At 45.6% G+C, this 24,742-nt stretch carries 31 protein-coding genes and 2 pseudogenes; 21 read left to right on the top strand and 12 right to left on the bottom strand.

Annotated elements, in window-relative coordinates:
• The 15 genes and pseudogenes from D464_RS0109105 to D464_RS0109040 form a co-directional block, all read left to right on the top strand.
• A pseudogene (locus D464_RS0109105) lies at positions 1-309 on the top strand (ParA family protein); the annotation flags it as partial.
• Positions 296-814: a DUF3408 domain-containing protein gene (locus D464_RS0109100; protein WP_018911128.1), complete on the top strand. Its 519-nt coding sequence runs from the start codon at positions 296-298 to the stop codon at positions 812-814. The pseudogene D464_RS0109105 and the gene D464_RS0109100, both read left to right, overlap by 14 nt.
• Positions 811-1,587, top strand: coding sequence for a hypothetical protein (locus D464_RS0109095; protein ID WP_021584798.1), 777 nt, complete (start codon positions 811-813; stop codon positions 1,585-1,587). Before D464_RS0109100 ends, D464_RS0109095 begins: the two co-directional genes overlap by 4 nt.
• A gap of 157 nt (positions 1,588-1,744) precedes the next feature.
• The gene (locus D464_RS0109090) at positions 1,745-2,047 is read left to right on the top strand and encodes a DUF4134 domain-containing protein (protein ID WP_004378854.1); all 303 of its coding nucleotides are present in this window, start codon (positions 1,745-1,747) and stop codon (positions 2,045-2,047) included.
• 4 nt (positions 2,048-2,051) lie between these two features.
• The gene (locus D464_RS0109085; RefSeq protein ID WP_018911126.1) at positions 2,052-2,387 is read left to right on the top strand and encodes a DUF4133 domain-containing protein; all 336 of its coding nucleotides are present in this window, start codon (positions 2,052-2,054) and stop codon (positions 2,385-2,387) included.
• Complete coding sequence (locus tag D464_RS0109080) at positions 2,384-4,897, top strand: TraG family conjugative transposon ATPase (protein WP_018911125.1); 2,514 nt, start codon at positions 2,384-2,386, stop codon at positions 4,895-4,897. Before D464_RS0109085 ends, D464_RS0109080 begins: the two co-directional genes overlap by 4 nt.
• 27 nt (positions 4,898-4,924) lie before the next feature.
• A complete protein-coding gene (locus D464_RS0109075; protein ID WP_024985983.1) occupies positions 4,925-5,554 on the top strand; it encodes a DUF4141 domain-containing protein in 630 nt (209 codons plus the stop codon).
• Positions 5,555-5,594: 40 nt separating this feature from the next.
• A complete protein-coding gene (gene traJ, locus D464_RS0109070) occupies positions 5,595-6,632 on the top strand; it encodes a conjugative transposon protein TraJ (protein WP_018911123.1) in 1,038 nt (345 codons plus the stop codon).
• Between the two features lie 51 nt (positions 6,633-6,683).
• A complete protein-coding gene (gene traK, locus D464_RS0109065) occupies positions 6,684-7,307 on the top strand; it encodes a conjugative transposon protein TraK (RefSeq protein ID WP_018911122.1) in 624 nt (207 codons plus the stop codon).
• Between the two features lie 4 nt (positions 7,308-7,311).
• Entirely contained in the window at positions 7,312-7,614 is a 303-nt protein-coding gene (locus D464_RS12620; protein WP_025068482.1) for a hypothetical protein, read from the top strand.
• Positions 7,607-8,878 carry a conjugative transposon protein TraM gene (gene traM, locus D464_RS0109060; protein WP_018911120.1) on the top strand — a complete coding sequence of 424 codons (1,272 nt, stop codon included), beginning with the start codon at positions 7,607-7,609 and terminating at the stop codon, positions 8,876-8,878. Before D464_RS12620 ends, traM begins: the two co-directional genes overlap by 8 nt.
• Before the next feature lie 47 nt (positions 8,879-8,925).
• Entirely contained in the window at positions 8,926-9,876 is a 951-nt protein-coding gene (traN, locus tag D464_RS0109055) for a conjugative transposon protein TraN (RefSeq protein ID WP_024985798.1), read from the top strand.
• Positions 9,870-10,460, top strand: a complete 591-nt coding sequence (locus D464_RS0109050) for a conjugal transfer protein TraO (protein ID WP_018911118.1) — start codon at positions 9,870-9,872, stop codon at positions 10,458-10,460. The genes traN and D464_RS0109050 overlap by 7 nt, the downstream gene beginning before the upstream one ends.
• Before the next feature lie 12 nt (positions 10,461-10,472).
• Entirely contained in the window at positions 10,473-10,931 is a 459-nt protein-coding gene (locus D464_RS0109045; protein WP_018911117.1) for a DUF3872 domain-containing protein, read from the top strand.
• 11 nt (positions 10,932-10,942) lie between these two features.
• A complete protein-coding gene (locus D464_RS0109040; protein WP_018911116.1) occupies positions 10,943-11,449 on the top strand; it encodes a glycoside hydrolase family protein in 507 nt (168 codons plus the stop codon).
• 117 nt (positions 11,450-11,566) lie between these two features.
• Here D464_RS0109040 and D464_RS13745 read toward each other — a convergent pair whose 3' ends face one another.
• Both D464_RS13745 and D464_RS0109030 read right to left on the bottom strand, forming a co-directional pair.
• On the bottom strand, positions 11,567-11,710 hold the full coding sequence (locus tag D464_RS13745) for a hypothetical protein (protein WP_004374631.1): 144 nt from the start codon (positions 11,708-11,710) through the stop codon (positions 11,567-11,569).
• A 4-nt stretch (positions 11,711-11,714) separates the two neighbouring features.
• The gene (locus D464_RS0109030; RefSeq protein WP_018911115.1) at positions 11,715-12,416 is read right to left on the bottom strand and encodes a class I SAM-dependent methyltransferase; all 702 of its coding nucleotides are present in this window, start codon (positions 12,414-12,416) and stop codon (positions 11,715-11,717) included.
• Between the two features lie 735 nt (positions 12,417-13,151).
• Here D464_RS0109030 and D464_RS0109025 point away from each other — a divergent pair.
• The 3 genes and pseudogenes from D464_RS0109025 (at position 13,152) to D464_RS0109020 (ending at position 15,134) form a co-directional block, all read left to right on the top strand.
• On the top strand, positions 13,152-13,352 hold the full coding sequence (locus D464_RS0109025; RefSeq protein ID WP_018911113.1) for a hypothetical protein: 201 nt from the start codon (positions 13,152-13,154) through the stop codon (positions 13,350-13,352).
• 202 nt (positions 13,353-13,554) lie between these two features.
• Positions 13,555-13,912: pseudogene (locus tag D464_RS13945) on the top strand (glycoside hydrolase family protein).
• Between the two features lie 115 nt (positions 13,913-14,027).
• Complete coding sequence (locus tag D464_RS0109020) at positions 14,028-15,134, top strand: PIN domain-containing protein (RefSeq protein WP_018911112.1); 1,107 nt, start codon at positions 14,028-14,030, stop codon at positions 15,132-15,134.
• A 235-nt stretch (positions 15,135-15,369) separates the two neighbouring features.
• On the opposite strand, the gene D464_RS0109015 is transcribed toward D464_RS0109020, so the two are convergent.
• Entirely contained in the window at positions 15,370-16,179 is an 810-nt protein-coding gene (locus tag D464_RS0109015) for a class I SAM-dependent methyltransferase (RefSeq protein ID WP_004352979.1), read from the bottom strand.
• 405 nt (positions 16,180-16,584) lie between these two features.
• Between D464_RS0109015 and D464_RS14095 the strand changes: the two genes are divergently transcribed.
• The 3 genes from D464_RS14095 to D464_RS0109005 are packed head-to-tail and all read left to right on the top strand — an operon-like array spanning position 16,585 to position 18,457.
• Entirely contained in the window at positions 16,585-17,082 is a 498-nt protein-coding gene (locus tag D464_RS14095) for a DUF6261 family protein (RefSeq protein WP_051076968.1), read from the top strand.
• Positions 17,076-17,573 carry a DUF6261 family protein gene (locus D464_RS14090; RefSeq protein ID WP_279625392.1) on the top strand — a complete coding sequence of 166 codons (498 nt, stop codon included), beginning with the start codon at positions 17,076-17,078 and terminating at the stop codon, positions 17,571-17,573. Before D464_RS14095 ends, D464_RS14090 begins: the two co-directional genes overlap by 7 nt.
• 29 nt (positions 17,574-17,602) lie before the next feature.
• The gene (locus tag D464_RS0109005; RefSeq protein WP_018911110.1) at positions 17,603-18,457 is read left to right on the top strand and encodes a class I SAM-dependent methyltransferase; all 855 of its coding nucleotides are present in this window, start codon (positions 17,603-17,605) and stop codon (positions 18,455-18,457) included.
• Positions 18,458-18,657: 200 nt separating this feature from the next.
• On the opposite strand, the gene D464_RS0109000 is transcribed toward D464_RS0109005, so the two are convergent.
• The 9 genes from D464_RS0109000 to D464_RS0108960 all read right to left on the bottom strand — a co-directional run bounded on the left by D464_RS0109000 (position 18,658) and on the right by D464_RS0108960 (position 24,551).
• Complete coding sequence (locus tag D464_RS0109000; RefSeq protein ID WP_018911109.1) at positions 18,658-18,876, bottom strand: hypothetical protein; 219 nt, start codon at positions 18,874-18,876, stop codon at positions 18,658-18,660.
• Positions 18,877-18,880: 4 nt separating this feature from the next.
• Entirely contained in the window at positions 18,881-19,135 is a 255-nt protein-coding gene (locus D464_RS0108995; RefSeq protein WP_018911108.1) for a hypothetical protein, read from the bottom strand.
• A gap of 23 nt (positions 19,136-19,158) precedes the next feature.
• A complete protein-coding gene (locus D464_RS0108990; protein WP_018911107.1) occupies positions 19,159-20,430 on the bottom strand; it encodes a PcfJ domain-containing protein in 1,272 nt (423 codons plus the stop codon).
• 44 nt (positions 20,431-20,474) lie between these two features.
• On the bottom strand, positions 20,475-21,005 hold the full coding sequence (locus D464_RS0108985; protein WP_018911106.1) for an antirestriction protein ArdA: 531 nt from the start codon (positions 21,003-21,005) through the stop codon (positions 20,475-20,477).
• Positions 21,006-21,017: 12 nt separating this feature from the next.
• Entirely contained in the window at positions 21,018-21,434 is a 417-nt protein-coding gene (locus tag D464_RS0108980) for a PcfK-like family protein (RefSeq protein WP_018911105.1), read from the bottom strand.
• Positions 21,435-21,440: 6 nt separating this feature from the next.
• Entirely contained in the window at positions 21,441-21,872 is a 432-nt protein-coding gene (locus D464_RS0108975; protein WP_018911104.1) for a hypothetical protein, read from the bottom strand.
• A gap of 360 nt (positions 21,873-22,232) precedes the next feature.
• On the bottom strand, positions 22,233-22,652 hold the full coding sequence (locus D464_RS0108970; protein ID WP_234819827.1) for a hypothetical protein: 420 nt from the start codon (positions 22,650-22,652) through the stop codon (positions 22,233-22,235).
• A gap of 139 nt (positions 22,653-22,791) precedes the next feature.
• Positions 22,792-23,259, bottom strand: coding sequence for a DUF1896 domain-containing protein (locus D464_RS0108965; RefSeq protein ID WP_018911101.1), 468 nt, complete (start codon positions 23,257-23,259; stop codon positions 22,792-22,794).
• Positions 23,260-23,264: 5 nt separating this feature from the next.
• A complete protein-coding gene (locus tag D464_RS0108960) occupies positions 23,265-24,551 on the bottom strand; it encodes a site-specific integrase (RefSeq protein ID WP_018911100.1) in 1,287 nt (428 codons plus the stop codon).
• Between the last annotated feature and the right edge of the window lie 191 nt (positions 24,552-24,742).

The following is a 24,742-nucleotide window of genomic DNA, read 5'->3' as shown; positions in this document are numbered from 1 at the left end:
ATGTCCGACTCACGGATAAAGGACATTATCCTGTTCTGGAACAAGGTGGACAGAAGGGTGAGGAACGTCATCATTGACGAATACACGAAGCTCATCCAAGGACATGAGCTCACGCTCCTGCCCGGCTATGTATATGCCACGCACCGCTTCTCCCACGAACTCTCCACATACGGGCTGCGTGGTGTGTTCCGTTCCACCTATCAGCCTCCTGCAAAGGGACTGCGAACGGGTACGGGGCTGGATGAACTCGTCTCCGAGATAATTCAACGTCTCAAACTAAAAACGAAAACAGAAAATGGCAACGATTGAGGAAAGAAAACAGCAACTGGAAAAGAAGCTGAAGAAAATGGCAGAGGACAATGTCGTGGTGAAACCTGTCACGGTTCCCAACCCCTTCGATCCATCCGAGGACACCGAGCCTTCCCTCGCAACATCACGAGAGGAAGACAAAAGTTCGGAAGAAATGAAGACGGCAAAAGAAGAACGAACAGACGAAACTGGAGGAGAGGAAATCGGGAACACGGAACCGAAAAGAGAAAGAAAACCGAGAATAGAAAAGTCTGGCAGGTCGTCCCTTTCCATAGAGGAATACCGTTCCCTATACTTTCATCCCGTACGTTCGCAAATGCGGACGGCTTTCTCCATCAATTTGGAGACATTACAGAACCTGCGCAATGTGCTACAAGACTTAGGAGAAAGGGGATCTATTGCTTCCTATATTGATAATATCCTCCGGGAGCATCTGCGGGAACATCAGGAACTTCTCAATAATGCAGCAGCAAAGCAAAGACGTAAAACAACAATAACACTATGATGGAAACAATACTTTTCAGTTTTATACTGGTACTCATCATCATTTGGATGATGCTTGGTATCCTGTATTTCTATATGCGGTATGTATCTCCGTATGACTTCATTATCAAGAAAAACGGAAAGAGCGATGAAGATATCAAGAAGAAAGAAGCAACGAAGAAAAAAGACGGACAGAAAGGAAAAGGAACAATAGAGCAAGCCGAGTTTGTACTGATTGGAAAAAGCCGTTCCACTTCCCCGATTATCCCACAAATTCCCTCTGTTTCATCATCTGAAAATTCGGAGCAGAATAATAATAATTTTGCACCGCAGAACTCCGAAAAGGAGGAAGAAATGAAAGAGGACAACGAAATGGACGTTGATTTCGAGATGGAGAGAGTGGACGAGAATGAGGTCGCCCGTGAGGAATTAAGCCTGCCCATCGAGTCCACATCGGGCGAAGCCGAAATTTCGGAGCAGTCCGTCCTCGCACGTGACTTAGTCCGCCTGCAAAAGTGGGCAAAGAACAGTGAGGAGGCTGATGAGGGAGAAGTCAAAGAGACCGTTCTGCAGCTTCAAGACTCAGACCTGTTGGATAAGTACAAAGAAAACATCGCCAAGATGCTGGGTGAACAAGCCTCGCTATTGGAGAAAATCCGTAAGGCGGAAGAAAAGGAAGAACAGAATGCTCAACCAGCAATGCCATCATCACAAAACTCAACACCTCCTGTTTCTGGCATATCTGACACAGCAGTGGGCGATGCTGACGACAGACCGCTGTCCTATTATCTGTAAAAATGGTTTCTTGATTTTCATATTTCGGAGGAATGCAGGGGGTGGCTCAAAAGTAAAACAATCAACCAATATCAGTCATACAATAAAACCGAGCCGCCCCTTACCACCTCTATCCAAAAGAAAACAATTCATTTAACAACTTAAAATAAAAAGAACAATGAACAACAAAAAGAAAATCACAATGCTGCTCCTGATAGCCGCCACTGCCACAGGAGCATACGCACAGGGCAACGGCATGGCGGGTATCAATGAAGCCACAAAGATGGTAACCTCCTACTTCGATCCAGGTACAAAGCTTATCTATGCTATCGGAGCCGTAGTAGGTCTGATTGGAGGAATAAAAGTCTATAACAAGTTCTCAAGTGGTGACCCCGACACGAGCAAGACCGCAGCTTCTTGGTTCGGTGCGTGTATCTTCCTCATTGTGGCTGCTACAATCTTGAGAAGTTTCTTCCTGTAAGGCGATGGCAGCATTTGAAATCAACAAGGGTGTAGGCCGGACGGTAGAGTTCAAGGGCTTGAAGGCGCAGTACCTCTTCCTCTTTGCAGGAGGCTTGCTGGCTGTCTTCATTCTCGTTGTCGTGCTCTATCTCTGTGGAGTCAGCCAAATTACCTGTCTTGTCATAGGTGTAGTGGGTGCCAGCCTTGTGGTATGGCAAACGTTCACCATGAATAGAAAGTATGGGCAATATGGGCTGATGAAAAAAGGAGCAATACGTATGCACCCACGCTACCTTGTAAACCGCCGTACGGTCTGCCACCTTATCTGTAACCTTCAATCAAAGAAAGCGAAGCAATGAGAAATAAAAGCAAGATAACCACCTTGGAGTCTAAGTTTCCACTGCTCTCCATAGAGCAGGGTTGCATGGTGAGCAAAGATGCTGACATCACGGTGGCTTTCCGTGTGGAGCTGCCCGAACTCTTCACCGTCACTTCTACAGAATACGAAGCAATGCACTCAGCCTGGCATAAGGCAATCAAGGTGCTACCCAATTACAGCATCGTACATAAGCAGGACTGGTTCATCAGGGAGGACTATCAAGAAAAGCTCTCCGATGGCGGACTGAGCTTCCTTGCCCGTTCCTCTGAACGGCATTTCAACGAACGTCCGTACCTGCACCACAGCGTTTACTTATTCCTGACCAAGACCAACAAGCAGCGTATGGCACAACAGAGCAATTTTTCCTCGCTCTGCCGTGGACACCTCATTCCCAAGGAAATCACCAACAAGGACGAAGTGATGAAGTTCATGGAAGCTGTAGACCAGTTTGAACGCATCATCAACGATACCGAGCAGATAAGGATTGTTCGTATGACTGAAGATGAATTGATTGGTACAAAGGAAAAAGGCGGTCTCTTGGACCGTTATTTCTCCCTCTCGGAAGAAGGACACGCCTCGTTGGAGGATATTCGCTTGGGTGTTGACCTTGTGCGTGTGGGCGACAATATGCTTTGTCTGCATACGCTTTCCGATACGGACGACCTGCCTACAACGGTCAGCACGGACAGCCGATATGAGCGATTGTCGACCGACCGAAGTGACTGCCGTCTTTCCTTTGCCTCTCCCGTGGGGCTGATGTTGCCCTGCAATCATATCTATAACCAGTATCTCTTCATCGAAGACAGCGACGCCAATCTTGAACGCTTCGAGAAGCAGGCAAGGAATATGCACTCGCTGGCACGCTACAGCCGTAGCAACCAAATCAACGAGGAATGGATACAGGAGTATCTCAATATTGCTCATTCGCAGGGACTGACCTCTATCCGTGCCCATTTTAACGTGCTGGCATGGAGCAGCGATAAGGAAGAACTTCGCCAAATCAAGAATGACGTAGGCTCTGCACTTGCTCTTATGGAATGCCACCCTCGTCACAATACCATTGATGCGGCAACGCTCTACTGGGCGGGTATTCCCGGCAATGCGGCAGACTTTCCAGCAGAAGAGTCATTCTATACTTTCATTGAGCCTGCCCTCTGCTTCTTTACGGCAGAGACGAACTATAAGGACTCGCTCTCTCCCTTTGGCATCAAGATGGCAGACCGCCTTTCGGGGAAGCCTGTCCACTTGGATATATCTGATTTGCCGATGAAAAAGGGAGTCATCACCAACCGTAACAAGTTTATCTTGGGTCCTTCGGGCAGTGGTAAGTGTTTTTTCACCAATCACATGGTACGTCAGTATTACGAGCAGGGGGCGCACGTCCTCTTGGTCGATACGGGTAACTCATATCAAGGCTTGTGTGAACTTATCCACCGCAAGACTAAGGGCGAGGATGGTGTGTATTTCACCTATACCAATGAAAGTCCGATATCTTTCAACCCTTTCTATACGGATGATTACTTCTTTGATGTAGAGAAAAGGGAGAGTATCTGTACGTTATTGCTTACGCTTTGGAAGAGTGCTGATGAGCATATTACTAAGACCGAAGCTGGCGAACTTGGTTCAGCCGTAAACTCCTATATCGAGCTGATATGTGCTGACCATAGCGTTACGCCCTGTTTTAATACTTTCTATGAGTATCTGCGGGACGTGTACCGCAAGGATATGGAAAAGCGTGATATCAAGGTAACGCTTTCGGACTTCAATATCAATAATCTTTTTACGACATTGAAGCAATACTATAAAGGCGGTCGATATGATTTCCTGCTGAACTCGGACAAGAATATCGACCTGCTCTCTAAACGCTTCATCGTCTTTGAGATTGACCAAGTGAAGGATAACAAGGATCTCTTTCCTGTGGTAACGATTATCATTATGGAGGCTTTTATCAACAAGATGCGCCGATTAAAGGGTATCCGCAAGATGATACTTATTGAGGAAGCGTGGAAGGCCATTGCTTCGGCAAACATGGCAGATTACATCAAGTATTTGTATAAGACGGTGAGAAAGTATTTCGGAGAAGCCATTGTCGTAACGCAGGAGGTGGACGATATCATCCAGTCGCCTATTGTCAAGGAGAGCATCATCAACAACTCCGACTGCAAGATACTGCTCGACCAGCGCAAGTACATGACCAAGTTCGACGGCATACAGGCGATGCTCGGTCTTTCGGAAAAGGAAAAGAGCCAGATTCTCTCCATCAACCAGAACAATGATCCGAACCGACTCTACAAGGAGGTGTGGATAGGTCTGGGCGGTATGCAGAGTGCTGTCTATGCTACGGAAGTGAGCATGGAGGAATATCTGACCTACACCACGGAGGAAACCGAGAAGGTGGAGGTGATGAACAGGGCGGCACAGCTCGGTGGTGATATCGAAACGGCTATTCGTCAGCTTGCCATAGAGAAAAGAAACAATAAAAAGAAATAAGTACAAACCATCAAAACTATAGTAACAATGAAAAAGTACATTTTCATGGCTCTCTTAGGATTGAGCCTTTCTGTTCCCAAAGCCCACGCACAGTGGGTAGTAACCGACCCTGGCAATTTTGCCGGCAACATCGTCAATTCGGTCAAGGAGATTGCCACCGCCTCCAAGACGGTGAAGAACACCCTTGACGGATTCAAGGAGGTGGAGAAACTCTACAACGACACCAAGAAGTATTATGATGCCCTGAAGAAGGTGAATAACCTTATAGGAGATGCCTACAAGGTCAAGGAGTGCATCCTGATGGTGGGCGACATCTCGGAGATTTACGTCACCTCGTATAAGAAAATGCTCTCGGACAAGAACTTCCGCCCTTCAGAACTTGCTGCAATGGCTTCGGGCTATGCCAAGCTTCTGGAGCAGAGCGGTGAGAGTCTCAAGGAACTCAAGTCCATCGTCAAGTCGGGTGTTCTCTCGATGAACGACCACGAGCGTATGCAGGCAATCGATCGTATTTATACCACGCTGAGGGAAAACCGCTCACTTGTGTCGTACTACACAAGGAAAAACATCTCCGTGAGCTATGTGCGTGCAAGGGAAAAGAACAACCTTGCCTCTGTCAAGGCGCTCTACGGCAATACGGCAAGCAGGTATTGGTAATTAAGTTATTGGTTATTCATACATCTAAACACACTTGCTTATGGATTTTGCCAGTTTACACGAGCTGCTCCACTCAACCTATGAAGAGATGATGCCGCTCTGCGCCCAGATGACAGGCATTGCCAAGGGTATTGCAGGCTTGGGTGCACTCTTTTATATAGCCCTTCGGGTATGGGCTTCCATAGCCCGTGCCGAGGCGATAGACGTCTTTCCCCTTCTCCGTCCCTTTGTCTTGGGTTTCTGCATCATGTTCTTCCCGACAGTCGTACTGGGTACGATGAATGCCGTTCTCTCGCCCGTAGTGCAGGGAACGGAAAGCATGGTGCACCAACAGGAGACCAACTTGGCGGAGCTTACCGCCAAACGTAACCGTCTGCAGGAGGAAGCCTACCTGCGCAATCCCGAAACAGCCTACTTGGTATCCAACGAGAAGTTCGACCAAAAGATAGAGGAGATGGGCATCATCGGACCTGAAGATGCCGTGACGATAGCGGGTATGTATGCCGAGCGTGCTGCCTATCAGACCAAGCAATGGATTATGAAGATGGTACACGACCTTTTAGAACTCCTATTCCATGCTGCAGGGCTTATCATCGACACACTGCGCACCTTCATACTCATCGTTCTTGCCATTCTCGGTCCGATAGTCTTCGGCATTGCCGTATGGGACGGGTTGTCGGGTTCGCTCACAGCATGGTTCTCACGCTATATCTCTGTATACCTGTGGCTGCCTGTCAGCTCTATTCTTACGGCACTGCTTACAAAAATACAGGTGCTGATGGTACAGAAGGATATAGAAGCGCTCAGCGACCCTAACTACCTGCCTGATTCGGGGACGTGGTACTACATCGTCTTCTTCCTTATCGGTATTGTAGGCTACTTCTGTGTACCTACCGTGGCAGGCTGGATTATCGAAGCCGGAGGCGGTATCGGCTCTTACGGGCGGAATGTCAATCAGACCGCACAACGTGGCGCACAGGGTGCATACACGGGCGGTAAATATTTGGCAGGCGGAGCAGGTGCCGTTGCGGGCAATGCCATCGGACGTATCAAGGGTGCATTGCTCAAAGGAAAATAGAGATTAGACGTGAGAATTTAGAGATAGAACAATAACTTAAATGATAAAGAAATGGAATTCAAATCACTCAGAAATATCGAGACCTCATTCAAACAGATAAGGCTCTACGCCATTGTCTTTGCCATCGTCTGCGTGGCAGTAAGTGGTTATGCCCTCTATGCCTCGTACAGCTTCGCCAAGGAGCAGCGGGAGAAAATCTATGTGCTTGACCAGGGAAAGTCGCTCATGCTGGCTCTCAGTCAGGATGCAAGTCGTAACCGTCCCGTAGAGGCAAGGGAACATGTACGTCGCTTCCATGAGCTGTTCTTTACCATTGCGCCTGACAAGGATGCCATCGAGAAGAATATGGAACGTGCTTTCGTGCTGTGTGACAAGTCGGCTTTCAACTATTACAAAGACTTGGCAGAGAAGGGCTATTATAACCGTGCCATATCGGGTAATGTCAATCAGCGCATAGAGGTGGACTCTATCCACTGCAACTTTAATACTTACCCTTATGCGGTAACGACCTATGCAAGGGAGTTTATCGTCCGTCAGAGTAATGTTACAGAGCGCAGTCTTGTTACGACCTGCACGCTGCAGAACTCCGTCCGCTCGGACAACAATCCGCAGGGCTTCCTGATGGAGAACTTCCTTGTGAAGGAGAACAGGGACATACAGACTTATAAACGATAAGGTTATGGCAAGAAAAAGAAACTTTTTACTCTCACGTCACTATCTGCGCTTTCACCTATGGCTCCGCCATCGGTGTGAAAGGCTCACGATAAGGCAGAGAAAGGAAATCGTCTATGGGCTGAGTTTCATCTATCTGCTTTGCTCGCTTTGGATGATAGCGCAGTTCTTCCTTCCTCCAAAGAAGGAGAAACTACCCATCCCCACAGGAAAGCTGACGGACAGTCCGATACGGACGGACAGTACTTTACATGAGTTACACGGCAATTTTTACCTACAACATCATCAAACAATCAAAGAAAATGGATAATAAACAGAAAGAACAAATGAAGAAAGGCTTGGTCTTCGGAGGTCTGGGACTGCTGTTTGCCCTCTCGATGTGGTTTATCTTCGCGCCTTCGGGCAAGGATAAGACTGCAGCGGAGCAGGGACTCAATGACAGCATCCCGCAGGCAACGACGGAAAAGCTCACCGAAAACAAGCTCAAAGCCTACGAATTAGGCGACAAGGCACACGAGGAGGAACAGACCCGTGAGGAGATGGGCAGACTATCGGACTATTTCACCCAGAACACTGCTCCATCAGAAGCGCAGCGTGCAGAGACAGCTGCTTCTACGGCAAAGATAGAAAGCTCCATGCATCGCTATGAGGAGAACAATCGCCTCTTGAACTCCTTTTACGCTCCCGACCCGCACGAGCAGGAGCGTGAAGCCCTGCGTTCGGAGATAGATAACCTTAGAAAGGGACTCTCTGCCAAAGACAGCAAGGAGGACAATGAAGAAAAACGGCAGCTTGCCTTGATGGAAAAGAGCTATCAGATGGCAGCGAGGTATCTTCCCAAGGCTTCTGCCGTTCCACCATCTTTGGGTAATGACTTTACCGAGGGTAAAGGGCAAACGTCAACGAACAAAGGTCAGAGTATGGGCAGTAATATAAGCGGAGGTTCGGCCGACTTGCCTGCAATGGAAATCTTGGCGGAACGCAAACAGGTAGTGTCCTCACTGGGGCAGCCGATGAGCGACGCTGACTTCATCAAGGAGTATGGCACGAAAGCACGCAACTTGGGCTTCCATTCGCTCGCAAGTGCGGCTGCACCCACGATGCGCAACACACTCAAAGTGGTGGTGGACAGGACAACGACGCTCAAAGAGGGCGATAATGTCGTGCTCCGTCTGCTTGAAAGTGCCAAGGTACAGGGACTGCACATTCCACGACAAAGCCGACTGATAGCCGTCGCTAAGATTGAGGGCAACCGTATGCACCTGCTTATCAAAAGTATAGAGGTGGACGGCCATATCATAGCTGTCAAGCTCTCGGCATACGATACAGACGGACAAGAGGGCGTGTATATACCAGGTTCGGAGGACGTCAATGCGCTTAAGGAAGTCGGGGCGAACATCGGTGGTTCAATGGGAACATCCTTTACCTTCGCTTCTTCTGCCAAGGACCAGATTATCTCCGAGGCTGCCCGTGGGGTGATGCAGGGTGCAAGTCAGCTGCTTCAGAAGAAGCTGCGCACCATCAAGGTAACGCTCAGGGGTGGTTATCGTCTTTTCTTGGTTCAGTCCAAATAAAACAATCGAAAATGATAAGTAAAAATAACATCAAATCAAAAGGAACAATGAAGAAAATTATTTTATCAATGGCTATGCTTGCCATGATGGGAGCAACAGCCACAGCACAGGAAAACAATGATGGTCTGGTATCAAGCCGTCCGCTTACTTCGGGAGAGCTCTTTCAAGGTATGAGCCGTGCCATACCAACGGGGCGTGTCGTACTGCCGTATGGTCTGGACGTTACCTTTGACAAGACCGTGCATCTTATCTTTCCTTCTGCCATTCGCTATGTAGACTTAGGTTCACAGAATATCATCGCAGGAAAAGCGGAGGATGCAGAGAACGTACTGCGTGTAAAGGCTTCAGTGAAGGACTTTGAGACGGAAACCAATATGAGTGTCATCTGTGAGGACGGCTCTTTTTACGCCTTTAACGTAAAATATGCCGATGAGCCGGAGAAGCTCAGCATAGAGATGAAGGACTTTCTGTCACCAACAGACGGACGATTGCCAAGCAATCGCTCTGACATTTACTTTAAGGAACTCGGTAACGAGTCACCTGTATTAGTAAAACTGATGATGCAAACTATCTATCAGAATGACAGACGCTGCATTAAGCACATCGGTGCACAGCAGTTTGGCATGAAGTTTCTGCTTCGTGGCTTGTATGCCCATAACGGCTTGCTGTATTTCCACACTTGTATGGAAAACGACACAAACATGCCGTACTCGGTGGATTTTATCACATTCAAGGTGGTTGATAAGAAGATGGCAAAGCGCACTGCCATACAAGAGCAGGTGTTGCAGCCGCTTCGCGCCTATCATCAGGTGATGCAGGTGCGTGGCATGGGTAGTGAACACACTGTGTTTGCACTCGAGCAGTTTTCTCTTGCAGAAGACAAGCAGCTTGAAGTGACGCTCTATGAGAGAAATGGCGGTCGTACGCTGACCTTTTATGTAACGGCAGAAGACCTGCAGTTGGCAAAGAAGATTGATAACCTTAAACTCAAATGGTAAAGATGAAACATCATATTACAGTGATAGTTTGTGTGGCGGTGGCAATGCTCTTTAGCTTGCCATCGCATGCACAGCGGCTTATTCCAAAACAACGTGGGATTGAAGTCCTGGGCAGTGTTCCCCTTATCAAGGGAGAGAAACTCTTTGCAGGTGATAATTTCGGTGTAGGCATATCGCTTACCCGTTATCTCAAAAGGGAGAACTACACCTTTGCGTCTTTGGAATATGAACAACAGAATATGTCTTATCGCAGTTACAATATCCCGATGAAAGACATATTGCTGCACTTGGGCTATATGCAGCCCGTCCTTGCAGATAGGGGAAAGAATGTGTTGGTTTACGTGGGTGTTTCTGCCCTGTGTGGTTATGAAGAACTAAATAGGGATAAGAAGTTGCTGCCCGATGGGGCGACGCTGCTCGACCGCTCCCGCTTTGTCTATGGTGGTGCCGTGCATGGCTCGGTGGAAGTGTTCCTAACGGACAGGGTTCTCTTTCTTGTAAAGGCGCAGGGATGTTTCCTCTTTGGAACGGATGTGCATCGTTTTCGTCCGGCTGTTTCAGCAGGACTAAGGTTTAACTTTTAAGTAGAAGAAAAGATGAAGAAGATATTGAATACGATTTGGGTAATGGGTGTGCTGACCCTTGCCGTGTTTTGCCTATCTGCTTGTGATAGGGATTTGGATGTTCAGCAGTCTTATCCGTTTACAGTGGAGACAATGCCGGTTCAGAAGGACATCATAAGGGGACAGACGGCTGAGATACGCTGCACGCTCAAACGAGGCGGTGAGTTTGCTGACACTCGCTATACGATACGTTATTTCCAGTCTGATGGCAAGGGCTTGCTAAGAAATGACAATGGTACTGTCTTCAAGCCTAACGACCGCTATCCACTGACCAAGGATGTGTTTCGCTTATATTACACTTCTCTGTCATCTGACCGCCAGACAATTGATGTATACGTGGAGGATAGTTTCGGCAGGGTTCAGCAGCTGACCTTTAGTTTCAACAATGAGCGGGAAGAGAGCAAGGAAAAGCCCACATCTTCTCGCCACTAAGGACATAATTGATGCGAACGATAAATTCTTTCATTTTACTTTGTGTATTCTGCCTGTTCTGTCAGCCGACCCTTGCCCAGCGCAGGGTGCGGCTGGCCGACTTGCCACCTTTTGAGCGTGCAGTGGTCTGTATCAAGTATTTTGAGGGTCTGCACGGCAGGAAGGATTATCCTTATGTCGGGTATGGTCATCAGCTATTGCCGGGTGAGCACTTCACGGCAGCAATGACGGAATGGCAGGCGGACTCTCTCCTGCGTGCTGACCTTTGGAAATGCTTTGAACATTTCAAGGGCTATGGTAAGGATGCACTACTGCTTACCTTGCTTGCCTACAATGTGGGCGTAGGTCGTTTGCTCGGTTACGGCAACCATCCCAAAAGCCGGCTAATACGAAAGATAGAGTCGGGCGACAGGAATTTCTACCGTGAATTTGTCTCTTTCTGCCGACACAAAGGCAAAGTCCTGCGTGGACTTGTCAAACGGCGTAAAGTGGAGTTTGCACTGTTTTATATACCCTGATTATCAAATACACCTCTTGCGACATTTTAATGCTCGCAAGGGGCGTTTTCTTGTTGTTTTTCTTCCTTCTTCACAATGAAGATTGAAACGACTGTAATAGGTGGAGGGATGAAACAACTAACACCAATGGAACAATGATTGTTTAGTCTTTTCTTTCCTTTCCTTTTTCTCTTTCATCCACCCTTCCTTATGCAATAGAATCCCATTAACACCTTGTACAAGGGTGATGTTTTCTTCGTCGATGATAGTAGTTACGCTCATAATCTTATGTTTTGGGGTTATTGTTCTTTTTCGATGATGCTTTTTGCGGCTTCACGCAGCGAAACAAGCAGACGGATTCCATTTTCTCTGTCTGTACGTCATCGCCATACATACTCCTAAGCCGGCTATCAGCTTCAGCAAAAGTGTCGTATGGAGGATGGAAGAATCCCTTTCTTTCCAAGACTTTCTTAACAAGGAAGTCTCCTAATCGGCGTTCGTCCCTGACATAAAAGCAGCCACAAAAACAACCTCCGGGTTTCAACACGCGGAAGATTTCGGCAAAGGCTTTGTCTTTGTCAGGGAAAGCCTGAAAACCGTTCATGGACAGCACATAATCGAAGCTCTCGTCTGTATAAGGCAGCTCTCCGACATCGCCTTGTACCAAAGACAGGTTGTCTATATCCTCAGTCTCCTTCCGCAGAGTCGCAATGGCTATCATTTCCTCAGAATAGTCCAAGCCTACTATCTCGGCTGCCTTCATTCGGCGATACTTTCCGGCGGTGAAAATGGCAGTACCGACGGGTACGTCAAGCAGTCGTCCGTGGAAATCGTCCGGTATGAAATCAAGCACCTTCCGAGCCAAGAGATTACCATCTTCTTTCCATACCAGTCGCATATACATCCTCGACCACCACTTTCGTCCGGTCAGCACGTCGTCGTAATGCTCCATCATTCTCTTGTAGGAATTGCTCTGCTTGTGTCCCATTGTTTTTCTTTTTAATAGATGTTATCTTCTTATTTTGCAAAAGATAGGCTGCGCTCGGCAAATTGAAAGCGAGCTTTCTTTGCGCTCACTGGCACTACTTTTGCAAAAGTATGACATTCGCTTTGTCCCTGCAATCGCCAAAAATAGTGATTTTTGTTTTCAAGAAAAATGAGAAAGATGCTTTGCTGTCATATAAAGTCAGGCATGGTGTGTATATTGAATAATGGAAAGAATCCTAAAAATCTGCTACTATACAAGATAGAAGCAAAGTAACAAATTCTTTACAAGAATCTTGCAGCATCTTTTCAAATACAAGGGGTAAAATAATGCGAAGATTGGTAAAGCAAAGGCAAGTGGAGTTTACCTTGCTTTGATTAGCCCCCAATCGGTCATTAGGCTATTTTTCCACGTCATTTCGTCGTTTTCTAATGACTGCCATTAGAAAACACATTGCATAAACAATTTGTTTTCAATGATTTACAAACACGACCACGACTTCAAATTTTCTAATGACCGATTTGGGTTAAATGGTATTCTGATAGGTGTTTGTAAAAATGTGCTTTCAAGTAGTAAAATAAACGATAGATATTTTGCCTTCTCTCTAAAATGTTGTATCTTTGCATCGAATTTTAGGTCGAGCCACTTTGAGCCAGTACTAAGATGTTTTTCTAATATTAACTTTTGTGTTTTTCGAGAGCCTCTGAGCCATGAAGATACAAGCAAAAATTTATGCTTATGTATAAATTACGTTTGTCAATTTCGTGGCAGGGTATATTTATCTGCTATGATAAAGATAAAGAAGAAAAGGGCTCGAAGCCGGGTAAGAAAATGTCAGTCTACCAGCAGACGTGTATGAAACTGAAATGGTATAAATTTATCTTTTCCGTTATCAAGTATGTGTTGAGAGGCTTGTTCGTTCTGCACTTGTTCCTTTGAGCCGAAACAATTAAGGGAGCCGACCGCATCACTGCGACCGGCTCCTAAAAAATTAGAGAGTTATAAAATTCTTTCGGTTATGGATTGGGGTTAGTTCCGCCTCCAGAAGTACCAGAATCTTCTGCATCGAGCTTGCCTTTCCATTCTTCCCACTCGATGTCCACGTCCGACAAACCGCGCACGGCACGGGCACCGGTTTGTAATTGAACGGGCGGTGGTCTGCATCAAATATTTTGAGGGAAGCACGGCAAGAAGGATCACCCTTACGTCGGGTATGGTCATCAGCTTTTGTCTGGTGAATGCTTCTCTCCTAATATGTCGGAACGGCAAGCAGACTCACTGCTTCGTGCTGACCTTTTGAAATACTTTGAGTATTTCAAAAATATGACAAAGATACCCTATTACTTGCCGCCTTATCCTACAACGTTGGAGCGGGCAGGATGCTGGAATATAGCAAACATCCTAAGAGTAGATTGCTACGGAAAATAGACTCGGGCAACAGAAGTTTCTACCGTGAATTTATCTTTTTCTGTCAATATAAAGGCAAGGTGTTACGATAATTGGTAAGGGCGACGATATGTTGAACTTCATCTTTTGTATATTAGATAATTAGGAATTAAACATAAAATGCTATTAGTTCCCCTAAAAGTAGTAACTTTGTAGAAAATATAGTTTATGAAAGTAGTATTAGATACAAATATTATTTTTAGCGATTTTCATTTAAATGGAGCTAAAATTAAAGATTTATGCGAATCAGCAAAATCTATAGGGGCTACAATTTACATTCCTGCAGTAGTTATAGATGAGTCTATAAATAAATATTGCGAAAAAATACAAGATTGTAAAACGAAAATAGATAAAGTTTTTTCCGACTTTGAAAGATTGACTGACAAAAAAGTGAATTTGTCTCAAAAATCAATTGATGTTATCACAAAAGAAAAAGAAGAATATGCCATTTTTTTTAATGCTCAAATTAGGCGTCTAAATATAAATATTATACCATATCCTTCTACTTCTCACAAAGATTTAGTAAGTCGCGACCTTGCTCGTAAAAGGCCTTTTCAAGAAAGTGGGAAAGGGTATCGAGATGCTCTTATATGGGAGAGTCTCCTTACAATATGCACTAAACCTAATGATCTGTTCGATATGCCACAAGTGGTGTTTATAAACAAGAATCATAAGGACTTTTGCTTAGAAGGTGATCTACATCCTGATTTGCGAGAAGATTTGTCTAAATTAAATATAAATGAAGATCATGTTGAAGTTGTAGAGGATATTGATGTGTTCATTAAGAAGTTTGCTAAGCCCAAACAAAAAATCCTTCAAAAAATCAAAGATGCTTTTCAATCCCATGGTAGCTATGCAGATATTAATATTATTCATGAAACTGAACAGCGTTTAGATAAATTTTTATTATATCGACAATTTGATTACGAGAATAGTCCGTTTAGGCAGGAATTTGAAAATCCCTCTGTGGTAGAAATAGGAAAGCCTGAAATTAAATTAGATGAAGTACGACAAATATCAGAAAATGAAGTTGTAATTGAGTATACTGTCAATGTAGAATGTACTTTTGATGTCTTTTTATTTAAGGCAGATGCAATGTGCATGGATGAAGAAGAATTACCTCAGGTTTGGGACAATGATTGGAATAAGCATTATATGGCGGCATCTGACACAGCTACAATAAATCTGAAAATTTTCTTAATTGTAGATAATTCATTTACAAAAGTGTTGTCAGATGATATTGAAATAATAGATAATGCCGACTATCAAAATTAAAGGACTTTAAAAGATATTTCCTGCGACTTTCTTTTGCTTCTTTTCTTTGGTCGCCTGCTTGTTCAAAGAAAAAGAAAAGAAGCCACGCAATTTTTGAGGTTGCGTGGCTCTTTGTGTTATGACTTTTCAGTTATTCCAAGTATAGCCTTAGATTTTTCCTGTGCTCAATATAAAGAAACGATAGTTTTCTTATTCCCTACCAACTTATTAGATGAGAAATGACCTCTGCTCCTGTCTAAATACAGAACTTTGCTACACGCTGGTTACCGCGACGGTAAAAGGAAGGTACCTTATAGAGCATCCGGAAGAGGAAGGGGTAACGTCCTTGATCATAATCGCTCATATAATACTCCTTTAATAGATGCAAATGCGGGTGCCATTGTTCCATATCCGCAGTATTCAATATCGACCATCTGAACTCTGCTTTATGCTCGGTCTTACTTACGGCATCGTGTTGTTTCGCGTGTTTTACGAGCATATACGCCAGAATTTCCAAAAGGATGGTAGTGTTATTGAGTTGAGAACACACCATATTAAAGAAAGTTTTTACCTGCTCTTCATCGAAATACATCAGCACACCTTCAAGTATGATGAGCACAGGAGCATTGTGCTTCTTTACCGTTTTAATCCATTCTTCATCAAAAAGCGATAGGGACAGGTAGGTGTTCTTTTCGGTTTCGGGCAGGAGTTGACGGCGGATGGCAATGACTTCGGGCAGGTCAAGATCGTACCAATGACCGACATTCGGCTTGCCTAAGCGCTGATAACGGGCATCAATACCAGCCCCCAACTGTATCACTACGGCATCCGGGTGCTGGGCCAAGAATTCTTTTGTCTCGTCATCTATCAGCTTCGCACGTACACACACGCCCACCTGAGACATCTTTGCACCCTTAAATTTGGTAAAATCATAGTCCACTTGCCCTATCATCTCGGCAGCAAAGGGGTCGGATAGGATTGGTCTCGGATGGTTATACTCCGTTGCTTTAGCCCATAAAGGTATCAGCATCGTTTCGGGAATACTTGTAAGTTGCTTTGTTTCCATTTTATCTTTATTTTCAAATGACAATTTATTCGTCCAATTATGCTACAAAGATATAAAGATCATAAAGCCAATACAATACTTATTTATAGGTATTCTATTGTTTTTGCGGAGTGGGACTTTGCCTCCCTGAATTCCATTTAGCAAGTGGTGCGGAGTGGGATTTTGACCTCAATATTGCATTTAGCAGGTGGTGCGGAGTGGGATTTCGACCTCAATATTGTATTTCGCAAGTAGTGCGGAATGGGATTTCGACCTCATTATTCCATTTTGCAGGTGGTGCGGAATGGGATTTCGACCTCAAAAATCCATTTTGCGAGTAAAAATGAAGCGAAAACGCTTGGATTCTTGCAATCTTTTACTAAAATTTGAGCAACAATTTTTATCAACCCCTAAACCAAGATCAAGATGGAGAAGGTTCGCATTATCAATCTACAGAAGTTGAATAACGCTGAATATGCCTATTTCGCTCAGCAAGTGAGTAACCTCATTCACGAGGGCACTGTCGAGAAACTGCACGTGGGTGCCGCCACACTTACTGCTTTCGATGCCGATCTGAAATTGCTGACCGACATCGTGGCGCAGAGCCGCATTTCGGACGAGACAGCCGAGATTGCGGTGATAGACAAGCAGACCGACGACCTGATAACCTACATCTTCTCGGCCATCCGCAGCGCGAGGCAGAGCCCCGTTGCCGCGCAGAAGGCTGCTGCCACCACGCTCTATAATGCCACTAAGACATACGCCGGCATCCAGCGAATGGCGCAGCGGCAGGAGGTGCAACAGGCACGCGGTCTGCTCACCGACCTTGCCAAGCCCGACCTCAAGGCGCACGTTCAGACGCTTGCCCTCCAGCCCGCAGTTGACCAGCTCTCCGCCACCATCACCGCTACGCCTCGCTGCTAGAAAGCCGCGCCGTATCGCAGCTTGCTGCCAACCTTGGTGCCGCCAAGCCTGTACGTGAAAAAATGAACGCCGAGTACGACGAGATGACCACCGTGGCCTTTGCTTTCAGCATCGCCGCACCGGCAGCCGAACTCGCCACGTTTATCACGAAGCTCAACAAGCTCATCGACGACACCAACACCGCCTACAATCAGAGCCGTGCGCAGATGCAGACCTCTAAGGGTACGGCATCGGGCGGAAAGAAGCCCGAGGAGGTGAAGCGCGTGGAGTCGCTTATCGCCGCCTATGAGCAGGATGCCCACTTCACGCCGGGCGTGATGAAGTTCACAGGCCTTGCTGCGGGCACCGGCTCGGAACGCGCCTATAAGATGGTGACCGACGACGTGGACAATCCCTTCTGGGTGTGCATCGTGGACGGCAAACTCGTGGACGTGGAGTTTAAGATTCAGCCCGGAGAGCCGGGTGGGCTGCCTATCGAGAAGCTGAAGTAATTGAGTACAGGAAGTTAGGTGTAAGCAAATTGAGACAAAGCGGAGCAATCGCAGGGCGTGCGGTTGCTCCATTAGAAAAAGAAAACATAATGAAAGCGGACTATAATTTCATAGAAAGCAATAAAAGTAGTTGGAATCAAAGGACCCAAGAACACTATGATTCCGATTTTTATGATGTCAAGGGCTTTGTGGAGGGAAAGTCGTCACTAAATCCTATCGAGTTGGGGCTGCTTGGTAATATCAGGGGGAAGAAGATTTTGCACTTGCAATGCCACTTCGGATTGAATTCGATTTCTCTGTCGCGCATGGGTGGTGAAGTGACGGGTATTGATTTATCTGATGAAGCGATAAGAAAGGCACGCCAACTTGCCAAAGACTCCGGGACAGACACAAGGTTTGTCTGTTGCAATATCTTTGATTTACCGGACTATTTAGACGAAACTTTTGATATTGTTTTCACAAGTTATGGCGTTATCAATTGGTTTCCCAATCTTGATGAATGGGGAAGAATCGTAAGTCGTTATCTCAAGCCTGACGGGAAATTTGTAATGGTGGAATTTCATCCTGTCTTGTGGATGTTTGATACAAAGTTTGAGAGAGTAGAATCTGCTTATTCAAGGGAAGAGCCTTATATAAGTACGTCGCAAACATATACAAACGCTTCAGAGGCTGGTAAGGAATATGTGGAGGTAACTTGGAATCATGGGTTGTCTAAGGTACTTCAAGGATTATTGCATGCTAATCTGCGAATAGTTGATTTTCAAGAGTACGATTACTCGCCCTTTAACTTGTTTGGAAATATGGAGGAAGATAGGGGGATGTATTATCTGAAAGACAGAAAAGGAATGATACCTATACTTTTTTCAGTCGTTGCAGAGCGGTGATTTTGAAGTATTATGAAAAAGATTTTTCATAATGGTTAAGGCAAGCCATTGAGTCCTGACCAATTGAATTTCAAGCAAGAGTTGAGTTGCAGAGAGTATTATGCATCGCGACTTTCTTTTGCTTCTTTTCTTTGGTCGCCTGCTCGTTCAAAGAAAAAGAAAAGAAGCCACGCAATTTTGAGGTTGCGTGGCTCATTGTGTTAGGGCTTTTCGGTTGTTTCAATTATCCGTTCTTCGGGGTGGGTATCAAAAGCCCAATTGATTTGTTCATCGGGCAGGGTGCTGTGTACTCCTCTGCCCATCACCATTCCACAATCTTCAAGGATTTTGCGCTCGGCTTCCTCTCGGTCTGTGGCTGCAACCTCAAACACTCCTTCAAAAACGTATTGGGTGCGTACTCTGTAAACTTTCCTTTCCATATCTTCAAAATTCAGCAATGAGTAATCTGTGTTCCATCGGCTCGCCATTCGATAACCTGCGGTGAGTGAGCCCAAAATGGTGCGCTCCGTAACCATAGACAAAAAACTTGTCAAGTTCCGTTTCTTGGGAGATTTGGAGGAGTGCGGTCTGCAACTCCTCCTTGTTCTCGGCTATGCTTATGCCATTGATAACTCTCACGATGATGTTGGGAATTTCGTCTGCCCAACTGCGAATAATGCCTTCTATCTGTACTTTCATATTGCTTTGTTTTATGGATTGTGTTATGCGGTTGCTCTCTGCGCTATCATTCTCATATTCTTCTGCATCAAGGCGAGTATCTGCTCGTGGTACTCGGTGTTCTTGTTGCACACGCCACGACTTTGCACCACTTTCATCGTTTCCAATGATACCTCGATGGTCTCGATGCGCTCTCCGTCCTTTGTGGCAGAGAAGATAAGCGACTGCGGTTTGCTGTAATAGTGTGCGTCATATACGCAATGGTGCATTGCCGTGCCTTCCTCTAAATGCTCCTGCACACTCTCCAAAACGTGGATGCGGATAATGCCGTCAGTAAACTCTATGCCAAAGAATTTTGCTTTGAGTTGCTTGTATGCTTGTTCGGCTTCCATCGCTTCCTTGCGCTTCTTGATAATATTCTCACGTTCTTTCATTGCTCTGCGCTTGGCTTGGTAATGGTCGTGCGCTGCTCTTAGGTCGTTGGGGCAAACATACTTTGGACTACGTGTGTCCTTGTCGAGTGTCGCAAGTGTATCAATCATATCACACCACAAATTGCCGTCCTCTACTTGGTAGCCGTTGCGCAAACAAATGCGGATAGATGCCCAATACTTGTCAATCTTGGCATATCTGTCCCTAATAAAGTGGCGAAGTAGGGAGAATTGTCCAGACTTCAATAAGGTTTCCGCCTTGTTATCCGTAAGAATGGAATGGAACAACTCAAAGGGGGTAAGGTCGTGGAACGCTCCCTTAAATCCGTTGCGCTTGATGTCCTTCATCACTCCATAACGTGGGTAAATGCCGTGTGGAAGTATGTCGTACAAAGGCTTGTCGGGGCGGATTTCCAAATCACTGCCAAACTGCCACGTATCATACCAACAACTCATCGGGCGAAGTCGTGCCAACACTGCGCTTTTGCCGTCGGGAGCAATCCAACGCTCAACCACCTCCGAACAAAATCGTCTTATCGGTTGTCCTTGCTTGCGGTACACCTCCATATAGAAGTAACGTATCACTTGGTAGCCTTTGAAGGTGGTGAGTACGCAATAGTATGCAATATCCTTAAATACCCTCTGCCGTTCTGTATGTATGGTGAGTTTCGTTCCGCAATGGGGGCAAATGGTGGTCTTGCCTTTATGCCGTGTGTCCGTCCATTGGTGTCCACACTCCAAACAAGTGTGTTCGCCTTTCGTGTTGCGCTTGGCAATATGCTCAAAAAGATGCGTGTATGCCCATTGCTCTTGCTTATCGGTAATGGTGGGGAGTTGGGTTGCCAACTCCGCCACTTGCTTCTGAAATTTATTTCTTGGTTTCATCTTTTTTTCTCCTATCGTTAGTGTGAGTACATTTGGCTTACCCTTTACTCGTCACGGAATACATATCCACTCTCAAACCAATACCCCTCGTCAAAGAGTTCGTCCGCATACTTGTCATAATCAAAGTATCGCTCTGCAAATTCGGATAGTTCGTGCTCCATACTTACCATTTCTCTTGCAAACTCCTCTTTGCTCACATATCTGCCTACAAAAGCGGAATTGAATTGCCTCATTAGGTAATAGAGGGATTCGGTTAAATCCTTGCCGGTATTCTCTACCCATATCCAAAAGGCACTCACATTCATACCGTCCAAATTCTCCAACTCGTCCCTCAGTTCAAAGAAGTTGCTATCCAAATGCCCCTCGTCAATAAATGCTTCGGGAATGTTCTCCCAATCTTGGAACATCAATTCGGGTTCTTCCTCGTCTTGGTGGAGTTCGTGGCATACTTCCATAAACTCGTCTTGGTCGTAACAATCAGAAAGGTCTATCCACTTACCTCTTAGTGAGCCTTCGTTATACTTGGCATATGTGCCTACATAGATGCGTGCTTCGCTTAAATCGTATCGTTCCATAGTCTTTGTTTTTTAGAAGTCAAACAATGAAGGTTGTGCAACCTCTGCCGTTTCTTTCTTTTGTGGTCTTGCGTTACGGCTCTGTATCTTGGCGAGTTCCTCACGTTGGTACTGCTTGATGGCTTCTTGCCTTGCTTCGGCTTTCTCCTCCTCTGTGAGTTCTACAAGATGATTTACTGCCACTCTGCACGTGGTTGCTTTCCCCACTTCGATTTCGTCCTCGTCATAGTAGTGGACTGCCATTGAATAGATTTCATCGTCCTCAAAGCCATTGCACCCACTCGCCTGTACTTGGTTCAAGATGTAAGTTACACACTCCTCGATGCTCTTGTTAGGCTTCATCAAGTTGGGAGCAAACAAAGGGTCTGTCGCTGCACGCTGATTGAGATACTCGGCTATTGCTCTCGTAAAATGTTCTGTTCCTTTCATAGTCGTTTAATGTTTGGGAATTTCTACTATTTGGTTTATCTGTCCGCAAAGGAAACTTTTTAGGCTGGTGCGGTCGGGTGCATAATACTCTGACCAATGTCCGTATTGATTGACCAAATACTTCTTCAATACGTCCATAAAGTCAAACCGATAACCCATTAGGGGAACGGCTGTACGGAAGTGGGTGTTGGTGTTCACCGCTTCGGCAAGCCAATTCTTTTCTTCACGGCTCATTCGCTCCCCACGATTGAGTTTCAAACGGAGAAGATACACCTTACTGCCACTCAATTTGTCCAATGTCTCAACGTCCCACTGCACAAACTTAGTCGCCACCAAACGCTCACTTTCATCAACCACCGAACTTATGCGGTAATGAGAGGAGGAGCTATATCCTTTTTTCTTCATCGAAGATGTGATATTTACTTTCTGCTGTTCCATAATGACATTTTTTTTATGCGTCCAAAGATCGGAGTATGCTGATTCCTTTTTGTAGCAATAAGAAGGTAGGGGGCGCAGCCGGCACAAGGTTTTGCAGGAAAATACTACCCGAAATGAAATGTAGGTGTGGAGATTTTCCGTGCAAACCAAAGGCACTGACCTTGTGCAAGCCGTAGCCCCTTACTACCTTTGCGAATAAGAAGAAATCAGCACCGACTTATGGCACATCAAAGTGGAATAGATGGACGTGAGAAGCGAAAGTGCAACGCCTTGTATGGAAAACGAAAAATGGTGGCTACCTCAAATCGAGATAACCACCCATAAAGAAGAATGAATCGAAGAATATCTTTCCTTGTGCGCTCAGAGCACACAGAGCAGGATTGCCACGATGACGGCAAGCCAGAACAGCCAACGCAGGATTGTAAAGGTTACTTGCAGTATCACTCTGACAATGAAGCGTAGTATCAGGAAACCGAGAATAACCGAAACGGCGGTTACGACTTGCGGCGTAACTATCTTCGAGATGAGGTAAACTGCACCGATAACGATGGAAAGCAGAACGACGAGTTCGATGAAGCGTGTCCAACCGAAGCGGCGGACTTGCTTGGGAGAAGTCGGCAGCTGCCTGTTCTTATCGGTTTTGTTCGATGCGTCTGCCTTGATGAAGGCAGGTGTGTGAACGATTTCGTCAAGCCGTGAGGACAAAGGAAGCTCGCTTCTTTTGTCTCGGCGAGAAATCGAGCTTTTAAGAACGTCTTGATTCATGATGATTGTATTCATAATCGGGGCTTTTAATAGTTCAAGAGCGATAACAAGATGCTCTAACGACCCAAAGACAAGTGTTTGCAAAACTCTTGACGTGTGGAGTGGAGCGTTTATCTTGGCTCTTGACACTACAAAAGTCCCCGATGGTGATGTGTCAAGTCATGTTCTCACCGCCTATCGTTGGCAGACCATTGACCTCGATGAGCAGCACGATGGTACCGGTCAGTTCGGTGTACAGTTTGTCGTATTCTGTACCTGCCGCAAAGTCGTCCGTGAGTTCGTACTTGGTAAATACCGCTTGAATAGCCTTGTTGTTCAGCAAAATTAGTGCTAACCTTTCGGGAAGCGGGCTTGGCAGCTCCTTTTCATACTCCTGCTCCAGCACGGAGACAAGGGTGTCATACTTTGAGAAGTGCAAGTCGTGGTACAGCACTTCGCTTGCCATCACCTCTGCTTCGGGGTAGGAGAAACCTTGCGCCACGGCATCGCAGTAAGCCGTCAATGCCTCGTCTGCGCGAGCAGTTACAAACGCATTGTCATTCACTCTCTCTGGAAAATGCTCTCCGAGATACGCCTCCAGCTTCAGACGGAAGTAAGAAAGCTCTTTCTTTGTTGTTGCCATAAGTCTTAATGATTTGTTATTATAATAGGTGTATCACTCTTTTTGGTATAACGTCGCTTGGTCGCCTTTGCAGGCGGAGCACTTGCGAAGTCGAACTTATCCAATTTCTTGGATACGGCAAGCATATCATTCTCAATCTTCTTGTTCGTTATGCGGGCATAAAGCTGAGTTGTAGTTATGCTTGTGTGTCCTAACATCTTGGACACTGATTCTACTGGAACACCCTTGGTGAGCATCATCGTGGCAAAGGTGTGCCGGGCCATGTGAAAGGTCAGGTTCTTGTTGATACCGCAAACATCGGCTATCTCTTTCAAATAAGAGTTCATACGCTGGTTGCTGAGAATGGGTATCAATCTACCATTCTTTGCTTTGCCCTCATACTTCTTGATAATCATCTTAGGAATATCGAGAAGAAGGATATGGCTTAACGTATCAGTTTTCTGACGTGCCGTTACGATCCACTGCTTGCCGTCCATCGTTATGATATTGTCAGGAGTAAGGTTGGCTACATCAACGTAAGCAAGTCCTGTAAAGCAAGAGAACAAGAAGATGTCGCGAACATTTACCAATCGCTGCGTTGCAAATTCCTTGTGCATGATGGTATCCACTTCTTCGTCTGTCAAAAAGCCACGATCAACTCTTTTGGTCTTGAAGTGGATATTGAGGAATGGGTCGTGATTAAACACTCCAGCCTTTCGACCAAATATGATAACCGTCTTGAAAGTCTTTAAGGTCTTGATGGCCGTGTTAAAGCTCTGTCCAACCACCGTCTTGAGATAGACATCGAAATCGTGAATGACAATCGGGGTTAGTTCAATAATATTGAGGTCTGTGCGTGCATACTTTTCTTGAATGAACTTGGCGAAGTGACGCTTGCAGATGTCAAACTTGCGATAATTGGCTTTGGTAACTCCACAGCCAATCTGTGCATACATATCATTATTATATTTGGTAAACAATGAAAGAACGGTCTCCATATCCTCACGTTTACCAAGATATTCCGATTTGATGCGTTCAAGGCTGAGTTCTTCTGAGAACTCCAATCGTTGGAATATCATCTGAAGGTCTGTGCTGATGCTCGTCAGTTGTGCGTTGGTAGCCAAAGCCTCCTTGGTTCGTCCCCGTACTTTACCCAGTGTGCTATCCCACATTTCGGGATCAACACTAACGCCTGTTGTGCCGAGTGCCATTCTTTCTCCATTAAGATGGATACGCATCATAACCGATGCTTTTCCTTCTTTGTTCAAATAATTGCTTCGCAGATAGAAGCTTGTTCTGAAAATACTCTTCATACTTACAAGTTTTTAGTGCAGAAGTAAATCGTGCTTTCGACCCGTTTAAGGGTGAGTTACGCGTTATTTTTACAGCTGCAAAGTTCGACATAATTCTTTGAATAACAATGAAGTATGCGGTATCTGTGTGTACTCTGTACGGTATCAGTGGCTACAATTTTACAAAGTCGATTTTTTCTGTAGCCATATTG

The organism is Prevotella veroralis DSM 19559 = JCM 6290 (genome assembly GCF_000377625.1).
GTDB classification, from domain to species: Bacteria; Bacteroidota; Bacteroidia; order Bacteroidales; family Bacteroidaceae; genus Prevotella; species Prevotella veroralis.
The sequence above is the reverse complement of the archived record's forward strand: the minus strand, read 5'-3'. Positions and strand labels throughout refer to the sequence as shown.

Excerpts from the sequence above, each read along its gene's own strand:
- D464_RS0109100 (WP_018911128.1), top strand. The coding sequence starts at position 296 with ATGGCAACGATTGAGGAAAGAAAACAGCAACTGGAAAAGAAGCTGAAG.
- D464_RS0109095 (WP_021584798.1), top strand. The coding sequence starts at position 811 with ATGATGGAAACAATACTTTTCAGTTTTATACTGGTACTCATCATCATT.
- D464_RS0109090 (WP_004378854.1), top strand. The coding sequence starts at position 1,745 with ATGAACAACAAAAAGAAAATCACAATGCTGCTCCTGATAGCCGCCACT.
- D464_RS0109085 (WP_018911126.1), top strand. The coding sequence starts at position 2,052 with ATGGCAGCATTTGAAATCAACAAGGGTGTAGGCCGGACGGTAGAGTTC.
- D464_RS0109080 (WP_018911125.1), top strand. The coding sequence starts at position 2,384 with ATGAGAAATAAAAGCAAGATAACCACCTTGGAGTCTAAGTTTCCACTG.
- D464_RS0109075 (WP_024985983.1), top strand. The coding sequence starts at position 4,925 with ATGAAAAAGTACATTTTCATGGCTCTCTTAGGATTGAGCCTTTCTGTT.
- traJ (WP_018911123.1), top strand. The coding sequence starts at position 5,595 with ATGGATTTTGCCAGTTTACACGAGCTGCTCCACTCAACCTATGAAGAG.
- traK (WP_018911122.1), top strand. The coding sequence starts at position 6,684 with ATGGAATTCAAATCACTCAGAAATATCGAGACCTCATTCAAACAGATA.
- D464_RS12620 (WP_025068482.1), top strand. The coding sequence starts at position 7,312 with ATGGCAAGAAAAAGAAACTTTTTACTCTCACGTCACTATCTGCGCTTT.
- traM (WP_018911120.1), top strand. The coding sequence starts at position 7,607 with ATGGATAATAAACAGAAAGAACAAATGAAGAAAGGCTTGGTCTTCGGA.
- traN (WP_024985798.1), top strand. The coding sequence starts at position 8,926 with ATGAAGAAAATTATTTTATCAATGGCTATGCTTGCCATGATGGGAGCA.
- D464_RS0109050 (WP_018911118.1), top strand. The coding sequence starts at position 9,870 with ATGGTAAAGATGAAACATCATATTACAGTGATAGTTTGTGTGGCGGTG.
- D464_RS0109045 (WP_018911117.1), top strand. The coding sequence starts at position 10,473 with ATGAAGAAGATATTGAATACGATTTGGGTAATGGGTGTGCTGACCCTT.
- D464_RS0109040 (WP_018911116.1), top strand. The coding sequence starts at position 10,943 with ATGCGAACGATAAATTCTTTCATTTTACTTTGTGTATTCTGCCTGTTC.
- D464_RS13745 (WP_004374631.1), bottom strand. The coding sequence starts at position 11,710 with ATGAGCGTAACTACTATCATCGACGAAGAAAACATCACCCTTGTACAA.
- D464_RS0109030 (WP_018911115.1), bottom strand. The coding sequence starts at position 12,416 with ATGGGACACAAGCAGAGCAATTCCTACAAGAGAATGATGGAGCATTAC.
- D464_RS0109025 (WP_018911113.1), top strand. The coding sequence starts at position 13,152 with ATGTATAAATTACGTTTGTCAATTTCGTGGCAGGGTATATTTATCTGC.
- D464_RS0109020 (WP_018911112.1), top strand. The coding sequence starts at position 14,028 with ATGAAAGTAGTATTAGATACAAATATTATTTTTAGCGATTTTCATTTA.
- D464_RS0109015 (WP_004352979.1), bottom strand. The coding sequence starts at position 16,179 with ATGGAAACAAAGCAACTTACAAGTATTCCCGAAACGATGCTGATACCT.
- D464_RS14095 (WP_051076968.1), top strand. The coding sequence starts at position 16,585 with ATGGAGAAGGTTCGCATTATCAATCTACAGAAGTTGAATAACGCTGAA.
- D464_RS0109000 (WP_018911109.1), bottom strand. The coding sequence starts at position 18,876 with ATGGAAAGGAAAGTTTACAGAGTACGCACCCAATACGTTTTTGAAGGA.
- D464_RS0108995 (WP_018911108.1), bottom strand. The coding sequence starts at position 19,135 with ATGAAAGTACAGATAGAAGGCATTATTCGCAGTTGGGCAGACGAAATT.
- D464_RS0108990 (WP_018911107.1), bottom strand. The coding sequence starts at position 20,430 with ATGAAACCAAGAAATAAATTTCAGAAGCAAGTGGCGGAGTTGGCAACC.
- D464_RS0108985 (WP_018911106.1), bottom strand. The coding sequence starts at position 21,005 with ATGGAACGATACGATTTAAGCGAAGCACGCATCTATGTAGGCACATAT.
- D464_RS0108980 (WP_018911105.1), bottom strand. The coding sequence starts at position 21,434 with ATGAAAGGAACAGAACATTTTACGAGAGCAATAGCCGAGTATCTCAAT.
- D464_RS0108975 (WP_018911104.1), bottom strand. The coding sequence starts at position 21,872 with ATGGAACAGCAGAAAGTAAATATCACATCTTCGATGAAGAAAAAAGGA.
- D464_RS0108970 (WP_234819827.1), bottom strand. The coding sequence starts at position 22,652 with ATGAATACAATCATCATGAATCAAGACGTTCTTAAAAGCTCGATTTCT.
- D464_RS0108965 (WP_018911101.1), bottom strand. The coding sequence starts at position 23,259 with ATGGCAACAACAAAGAAAGAGCTTTCTTACTTCCGTCTGAAGCTGGAG.
- D464_RS0108960 (WP_018911100.1), bottom strand. The coding sequence starts at position 24,551 with ATGAAGAGTATTTTCAGAACAAGCTTCTATCTGCGAAGCAATTATTTG.